The following is a 7,409-nucleotide window of genomic DNA, read 5'->3' as shown; positions in this document are numbered from 1 at the left end:
ACACTTCCGGGGTGGCTACATTCTTCGCCGACAAGAACAATCACGGCGGCCATTCTCTTCACCAGCAGGCGATCGTAGACGAAGGGAACGAAACTCAACAGACCGAAGTCCCCGTCATTACGCTCGATTCTTTTGTGAAAACATTTTCGTTAAAGACGATCGACGTCATCAAACTCGATGTCCAACAGCACGAAAGCCATGTCCTTCGTGGCGGCATTCAAACAATCAGGGAACATCGTCCAGTGGTGCTCATGGAGTGCTACTTTAACGAACTCTTGGACGAAAACAAACCTCTCCTCAAGCCCTTTTACGATCTGAATTACAAGGTAGTCCTACCCGAAACCTTCCAGATTCTTGACCTCGAAAAGGAGACTCTCCAAAGACTCCGCAATGGCCATCGACCCTACGTTGACCTCGCACTTGTTCCCCAGGAAAAGTGCGATTTCTTTAAAGAATAGCTCTCCGGCGATATAACGATTTTCATCAGCGCCACAGTTAGCAAAAGTAGAATTTTCTATTGAATTCAAAGCGTCACTGTATGAGACTTCGAAGCTATGAAAGTCTATGGTTTTAGCTATATTCGCAATGGGGACACCATCGGTTACCCCTACTTCGAATCTTTTCAGTGTCTCTCGGAATTCTGTGACCACATTTACATCGCGGTTGGTGATTCGACCGATGGCACTCGCGCGAAGGTCGCATCTTTACCCAATGTCACGATCATCGATACGGTATGGAGCGAAAATCAACGCAAGCATGGCCATATTTTTTCAATTCAAGCCAATGCCGCTTTAGATGAACTTCGCCGCCATCATAACGACGGCTGGGCCTTCCACCTCCAAGCCGACCAAATCATTTTCCGCGATGATTTTGCCAAACTTAAAAAAGACTTCGAACTCGCTGACCAGCAAAACTGCGACGGGATGTCTCTTCGGTTCAATCATTTTTGGCAGAACATGCAGCAATTGGTTTACACAAAAAAGTGGTATCCCGATTCGATCATGGCCACCAAAGTGAACTCTGCCGGGAAAAGCGTGGGTGATTCTCAGAGCCTAGGAAACTGCACTCAGGTTTATCATAGTGATGTTAACATCTTTCATTATAGTCACGCACTCGGCGAGAATTATCGTCTCGTAAAAAGAAAAGCTCTCAGTCGCTGGTGGCATAGTGATGAAAATATCGAAAAGGATGTTCAGAAGTTTTTTAAACGCACCGCTAACGAGCCCACCTTAGCTTATCTTGGCAAACATCCCCAATGGGTGCAATCGCGCTTTAATACTCATTTAGAACCGGTTGAGAGCGCGTGGATCGTGGGCTCTCATCCCGAACTGGAAAATTGTCGTTCTAAAATTGGAGCGAAAAAAGTGAATCTCGTCTCCGCTCTAGGAGAAGTCCCCTCGCCCGAGCGAAAAAACGCGGTGATTCTTTACCCAAATCTTTGGCAGAAATTTCTCTATCCTTCTCAAGTTCCCAAAGCGATGCATTGGCCCAACGCTCGACCATGGACTTTTGAATTTTGGCTCATCATGAAGCTCTCGGAAAAAGGAATCCCGTACGACTTAGGAGGAGGATAAAATGAAATCTCTAATTGTTACCGGAGCTGCAGGCTTTATCGGAAGCAGCTTTGTACGTTTGGCACTCGACGCCGGCTATCGCATTTGTGTCATCGACAAGCTGACATACGCTGGTCATAAAGCCAACCTTGAACCTTTGCTATCAGAAGGTAAAATTGAATTTGTCCACGCTGATATTTGTAATTCCGAAGTTGTTACGCAGTTGTTTACAAAGCATCAACCGTCGGCCCTGGTCAACTTCGCTGCAGAATCTCACGTTGATAATTCGATCACCAATCCCGGCGCATTTGTCGAAACAAATGTCCTTGGAGTTTTAAACTTACTCCAGTGCGCGAATACCTATTTTAAAACTTTAGACTCTTCCCGCAAGAGTGCATTCCGATTCGTCCAAGTATCTACCGATGAAGTGTATGGTCAACTCGGAGCGGAGGGCTATTTCTCTGAAGCCACGCCTTACGCCCCCAACTCACCCTACTCGGCCTCTAAAGCCGGGGGTGATCTTTTGGTGCGCGCTTGGCATCACACTTATAAATTACCAACGATAACGACAAACTGCTCTAACAATTACGGGCCACGACAGTTTCCAGAAAAACTCATCCCTTTAATGATTAGCCACTGTCTCGAAGGCAAAACTCTCCCGGTTTACGGAAACGGATCCAATATCCGCGACTGGATCTATGTGGACGATCACAGCCGTGGCGTCATGCTGGCTCTAGAAAAAGGAAAAGTGGGGGAAACTTACTGCTTCGGTGGTCGCAGTGAACGCAACAACTTAGACGTAGTGAATGCCATCTGCAGTATCCTCGACAAAAAACGTCCTCTCGCCGAAGGCTCGTACACATCGCTCATTAGCTTTGTCGAAGACCGACTCGGGCATGATTTTAGGTATGCGATCGACGACAGTAAGGCTCAGGATGAACTTGGCTTTAAAAGAGAATTTAACAGCTTTGAGGCCGGATTAGAATCGACCATCGACTGGTATCTTAACAACCGCGCCTGGATTGATAAAGTTCGCAACACCACAAATAAGGAGAACAAATGAAAGGCATCATCCTAGCTGGAGGCAGTGGTAGCCGCTTGTTTCCCTCTTCCGCCTGCATCAGCAAACAACTTTTGCCAGTCTACGATAAACCCACCATTTATTATCCTCTCTCGGTGTTAATGCTTGCGGGCATTCAAGACATCATGATCATCAGCACACCTCGTGATCTCCCTCTGATCGAAAGCCTTTTGGGATCGGGAGAACAATTCGGCCTCAAGATCTCTTACAAAGTTCAACCTAAACCCGAAGGGATCGCACAAGCGTTTATATTGGCCGAGGATTTTATTGCTCGCTCCCCCGTATGTTTAATCCTGGGAGATAATGTCTTTTTTGGGCATGACGTCACTAAGCAAGTGATGGACGCCGCGAAACTGACCGATGGTGCTTCCGTCTTCGCTTATCAAGTTCAGGATCCAGAGCGATATGGCGTGGTTGAAATGGATGCGGCTGGAAAAGCGATTTCCATCGAGGAAAAACCAAAAAAACCGAAAACTAACTATGCCGTCACCGGGCTTTATTTTTACGACGGGAATGTTACAAGTTACGCAAAAGATTTAAAACCTTCAGCGCGCGGTGAGCTTGAGATCACAGAGCTGAATCGGGTGTACATGGAAAAAAATAAACTCAACGTTCAAATTTTTGGCCGCGGCGTGGCCTGGCTTGATACTGGGACCCACGAATCTCTCCTCGAAAGCTCTATGTTCGTACAGACGATCGAAAAGCGCCAGGGGTTAAAAATTGCGTGTCTCGAAGAAATTGCTCTTCATAAAAAGTTTATCACCAAAGAGCAATTGCGTGAGACGGTTAAAAATTATCCCGATAGCACTTACGGAATTTACGTCAAAAAACTCGCGGAAAACACAAAATGATTTTAGTTTTCGGCGAAAATGGTCAGCTCGCTCGGTCGCTTCAATTATTGCGGCCCGATTACCACTTTGCCGGGAGCAAATTTTTTAACCTCGAGCACACGTCCGATATCTCCGCATTTCTCGATCAGCGGCGCCCCAAAATCATTATTAATGCCTCGGCCTACACCGCGGTCGACAAAGCCGAAAACGAAGAAAAACTCGCGCAGACAATAAATACTTTCGCCCCCGCCGCGATGGCCCAATGGTGTGCGGAGAACAATGCCGTGCTTTTTCATGTGTCTACAGATTACGTTTTCGACGGGAATCAGCCTGAGGCCTACAGTGAGTCCGCGGCCCCCCACCCTATCAACGCTTACGGACGAACCAAGCTCGCTGGCGAAGAGGCCATACAAAAAACAGGCTGTGCTCATTTTATTTTTAGAACGTCTTGGGTGTATGGACCTTTCGGAAATAATTTTTTAAAAACAATGCTCCGATTGGGACAGGAGCGCGAAACTCTCAATATTGTCTCGGATCAGCGGGGCGCTCCGACGTATTCGGTGGAGTTCGCAAGCCACTTAATAAAAATCCTCGAAACTTTAGACATCAAGAATCAAAAGTATTGGGGAATCTACAATCTTTGCGGAAACCAGGATGTCACCTGGCATGAGTTCGCTCAGAATATATTTTCCGAAGCTCGAGCTTTAGAGATTCCCCTCAAAGTTCAAAACGTAAATCCGATCAGTAGTTCTCAATATCCGACACCAGCAAAAAGACCTCTCAATTCCCGACTATCGCTCCAGAAGATAAAATCTTTAGTTCCACTGGAATTTGCGTCTCTCAATACTAACATCCAAGATTGCTTACGGAGAATTTATGGACATTAAAACATTCGACATCGAGGGCTTAAAGCTTTTTACCATTAGAAAATTTCAAGATGACCGTGGCTACTTTATGGAGCGATATAATTCGAACGAATTTACCAAACACGGGGTTCAAATTCATTTTGTTCAAGACAACCACTCCTACTCCCACCCTCGAGTGCTTCGAGGATTGCATTATCAATGGGAGCCGGCTCAGACAAAGCTGGTCACTTGCCTTAAGGGTAAGATCTACGACGTGGCCGTGGACATCCGTCAAGGCTCTAAAACCTACGGAAAACATGTCAGTTGCATTTTGGACAGCGAAAACCCTCAGTGGTTTTTGATTCCTCCCGGTTTTGCTCACGGCTTTTGTGTCCTTGGGGATCAACCGGCCGAAGTGGTTTACAAGGTCGATGCCTTTTGGGGAGCTAAGGGCGAAGGAGCTATTCATTTCGCCGACCGAGAATTAGATATTCAGTGGCCCGTGAAAGATCCTATTGTGAACGGAAAAGATGCGGGCGCTCAAAGCTTTGCCGACTATAGCAAAGCCCCAAGATTTTAGTTACCGAGATGGAAGGGTGATCGGCTCTGGATTAACGAGAGCGGTAATGCCCATCGTAGGACGAGATCCATCGACATTTTGATGAGTCAGTTTTGCGCGAATGCGCACGTAACTTTCTTCTGCCGTAAAACATAGAAGAATTGATTCATTGGAAGACTGCGATAATACTTTCGCGTCCGTAGTGATCGGCAATCCGACCTTTACTCCCGTCGAAGTGATCAATTCAATCTCATCAACAATGATTTCGGCAAGACCGTTGTTGTTATAGTAGGCGGCATTAAAAAGAATCGCTCGAGTTGATGCCGGCAGATTGCCCGCAATATTCGAGAAGTTCAGATTCACGCGTGAGGAACGCATGATTTTACCTAAAACTTTGCTACCCTCTCCACCGCTCCAACCGATCTTTTCAGGACCTACGACTCCGACTTGCTTTACACTCTCAGGTTGAATCCAAGGGCAATTCTCAGCGAGTTGTTCTTCGATGGGAGTCGTTTGGTTGATCGAATACACTTCCACGGCCGAGGCGGAACCGAAAGCTAAGAATAGCGTTCCAAATATAATAGTTTTGAACATGAAGTTCTCCTTTTTTTCCAAATATACCAAATCTCTTGAAATTCTAGGGAACCATTCAAATTTAGGGAAATTATTTTAGGGCAGTGCCAATTAGCGACTACCCTGAGGGTGTTTAATTCTTGAGGAGATGGGCCACTGTGCCCGTGTAGATTTGGTTCGCCGAATACATCTGATCCATCGGAAAGGAGGCTGAGCCCTCCCCATCGATAAATTCATTTTGAACCAGCGGATAAAAACCGTAGCTAGGAATTTTTTTGGACATCGTTTCTAACGACAGACTGACCGGCGCCATCCATGGGGAAATCGTCGCTTTGGGATATTGTTTAAGTATTTCTTTTTTCATGATCTCAAACGTGGATCCGTTGGTTTCACTCGAAGAATAGTTCCAACCGCGGACCAGCTCGATCGACAGGGTGGGATCTTTGGCTTTCCCTTTGAGATATTTAATAAAGCTATCGGCTTGGTTGTTTGAATCTCCAGAGTTTTTACTTTGGGCCAATCTACAATCGACAAAGGCCTCCGCGCCCCCGTTATTGACTTCAAATCCCGTCCAATGGCAAGAGGTGCGGAAAAGTTTTTCCACTCCGTTCTTTTTATCGGCAGGGAGTTCCGAGAGGGCTTGAGACCATTCTCCTTCGGAGTCTAACTCCCAAAGAATATTACTCCACGGCGAAGATGAGGGGAGTACTGTCTTTACGTTCTTGGCGAAGGCCACGGACGCGGGAGTCCGAACATGTTTATAAAACGTCGGCTCCTCAAACGACCAGTCTCGATAGGGAATAATCGAAAGCTTCTGTAATCCTTGAGCAGCCACTTGCAATGCGGAGAGCTCGCCCAGTTTATAATCGCCGGGATGAGAGATTTCGAGAGATATAAAGTAATTGCCTTCGATGTTTTTTCCGAGGAAAGAGACATCTCGGTGAGCAAAGGCTTGGCCTATCATGAGATCCGTTACGCCCTTGCAGCTTAACTCGATATCCACCTTATAAGGGATAGAGTTAATTTTAGGTTGCTCGGTATTAAAGGTGACGAGGCGACACTTTCCGGGCTCTTTAAAATCCTGTGGATCATGAGGTAGAAAGACCGCCATGAGCTGATCTAAATGGGACAGTAAACGTGCCGCATTCTCGTGACGAATTTTTAGCCAAGCCCCACCTTTCTGCTCAGATCCAATGAGAAATACGGTCTTACTCGGTGTCGCAAACCCATATCCGCCTTCATTCAGAATGACCTGCGCGTTTTTAACATTAGCGAGAGCGTTGTCGATCTCTCCTGTTTCGGTCGAAACAAACACCAAGTTTTTATCTAAACTTTTTTGCTGTTTAAGTGCGTAGGCCATGGAGAACAGCTGCAAGATTCCAATGGATTTTACATCACTGCGCTTTTGACCCCACATTGATTTTTGTTGAGAGCCGGTATTGATCAACTGCCCATTGTAGAGATCTGTCGGATTGATCAGAAGCACGGAAGGCGCATTCGGTTGAGGGGATGTGACCTGGGCGACTAAATGCGAATTATTTTTAACCGTATCAATTTTCGCTTCGATCCCGATAGCCTTAAACGCACCTTGGAAAAACTCAAGACTCGTGGAGTGGGTTTCTGTCAGAAGATAGCTATTCAAACACCCGTTAAACGCAGATTCGACTTTCGTGCGAACTTCTTGGGGCCATATCTCCTCGGTGGTCGAAGGAATCTTTTTAACCAAACGTCCGCACTCTTCTCCTAGCCCAGAGGCCATCTTAAAACGACCAAAAGTATCATCGGGAACTGTGGTGCAAGAAACAGCGATCAACGCAACGGCAACCAACTTGAGCGATTTCATAATCCTCCATGACATAAACCCCAATTTTGACATAATCCGCTAAAGCCTGGGCAGACCGGATAAATCTTAAAGGCTTTAGTCATAGGCAGAAAGGTTCCAGCTCCCTGCGTGCATCTTTTCACCCA

The 7,409-nt window shown here is 46.3% G+C and carries 8 protein-coding genes; 6 read left to right on the top strand and 2 right to left on the bottom strand.

Annotation, left to right across the window (positions count from 1 at the left end):
* The 6 genes from K2Q26_15805 to rfbC all read left to right on the top strand — a co-directional run.
* Positions 1-458: FkbM family methyltransferase (locus K2Q26_15805; GenBank protein ID MBY0316985.1), on the top strand; the 458-nt coding region annotated here is incomplete at its 5' end.
* Positions 459-554: 96 nt separating this feature from the next.
* The gene (locus K2Q26_15800) at positions 555-1,574 is read left to right on the top strand and encodes a glycosyltransferase family 2 protein (protein MBY0316984.1); all 1,020 of its coding nucleotides are present in this window, start codon (positions 555-557) and stop codon (positions 1,572-1,574) included.
* A 1-nt stretch (position 1,575) separates the two neighbouring features.
* Positions 1,576-2,616, top strand: coding sequence for a dTDP-glucose 4,6-dehydratase (gene rfbB / locus K2Q26_15795; GenBank protein ID MBY0316983.1), 1,041 nt, complete (start codon positions 1,576-1,578; stop codon positions 2,614-2,616).
* Entirely contained in the window at positions 2,613-3,485 is an 873-nt protein-coding gene (gene rfbA, locus K2Q26_15790) for a glucose-1-phosphate thymidylyltransferase RfbA (protein MBY0316982.1), read from the top strand. Before rfbB ends, rfbA begins: the two co-directional genes overlap by 4 nt.
* Positions 3,482-4,351, top strand: a complete 870-nt coding sequence (gene rfbD / locus K2Q26_15785) for a dTDP-4-dehydrorhamnose reductase (protein ID MBY0316981.1) — start codon at positions 3,482-3,484, stop codon at positions 4,349-4,351. The genes rfbA and rfbD overlap by 4 nt, the downstream gene beginning before the upstream one ends.
* Complete coding sequence (gene rfbC / locus K2Q26_15780; protein ID MBY0316980.1) at positions 4,341-4,889, top strand: dTDP-4-dehydrorhamnose 3,5-epimerase; 549 nt, start codon at positions 4,341-4,343, stop codon at positions 4,887-4,889. Before rfbD ends, rfbC begins: the two co-directional genes overlap by 11 nt.
* Here the strand turns inward: rfbC and K2Q26_15775 are convergent, their stop codons facing one another.
* Together K2Q26_15775 and K2Q26_15770 are read right to left on the bottom strand one after the other, a co-directional pair.
* A complete protein-coding gene (locus K2Q26_15775; protein MBY0316979.1) occupies positions 4,890-5,462 on the bottom strand; it encodes a hypothetical protein in 573 nt (190 codons plus the stop codon).
* A 112-nt stretch (positions 5,463-5,574) separates the two neighbouring features.
* Complete coding sequence (locus K2Q26_15770; protein MBY0316978.1) at positions 5,575-7,284, bottom strand: hypothetical protein; 1,710 nt, start codon at positions 7,282-7,284, stop codon at positions 5,575-5,577.
* Positions 7,285-7,409 lie beyond the last annotated feature (125 nt).

The sequence above is a fragment of the Bdellovibrionales bacterium genome (assembly GCA_019750295.1).
Classification (GTDB): domain Bacteria; phylum Bdellovibrionota; class Bdellovibrionia; order Bdellovibrionales; family JAGQZY01; genus JAIEOS01.
The sequence above is the reverse complement of the archived record's forward strand: the minus strand, read 5'-3'. Positions and strand labels throughout refer to the sequence as shown.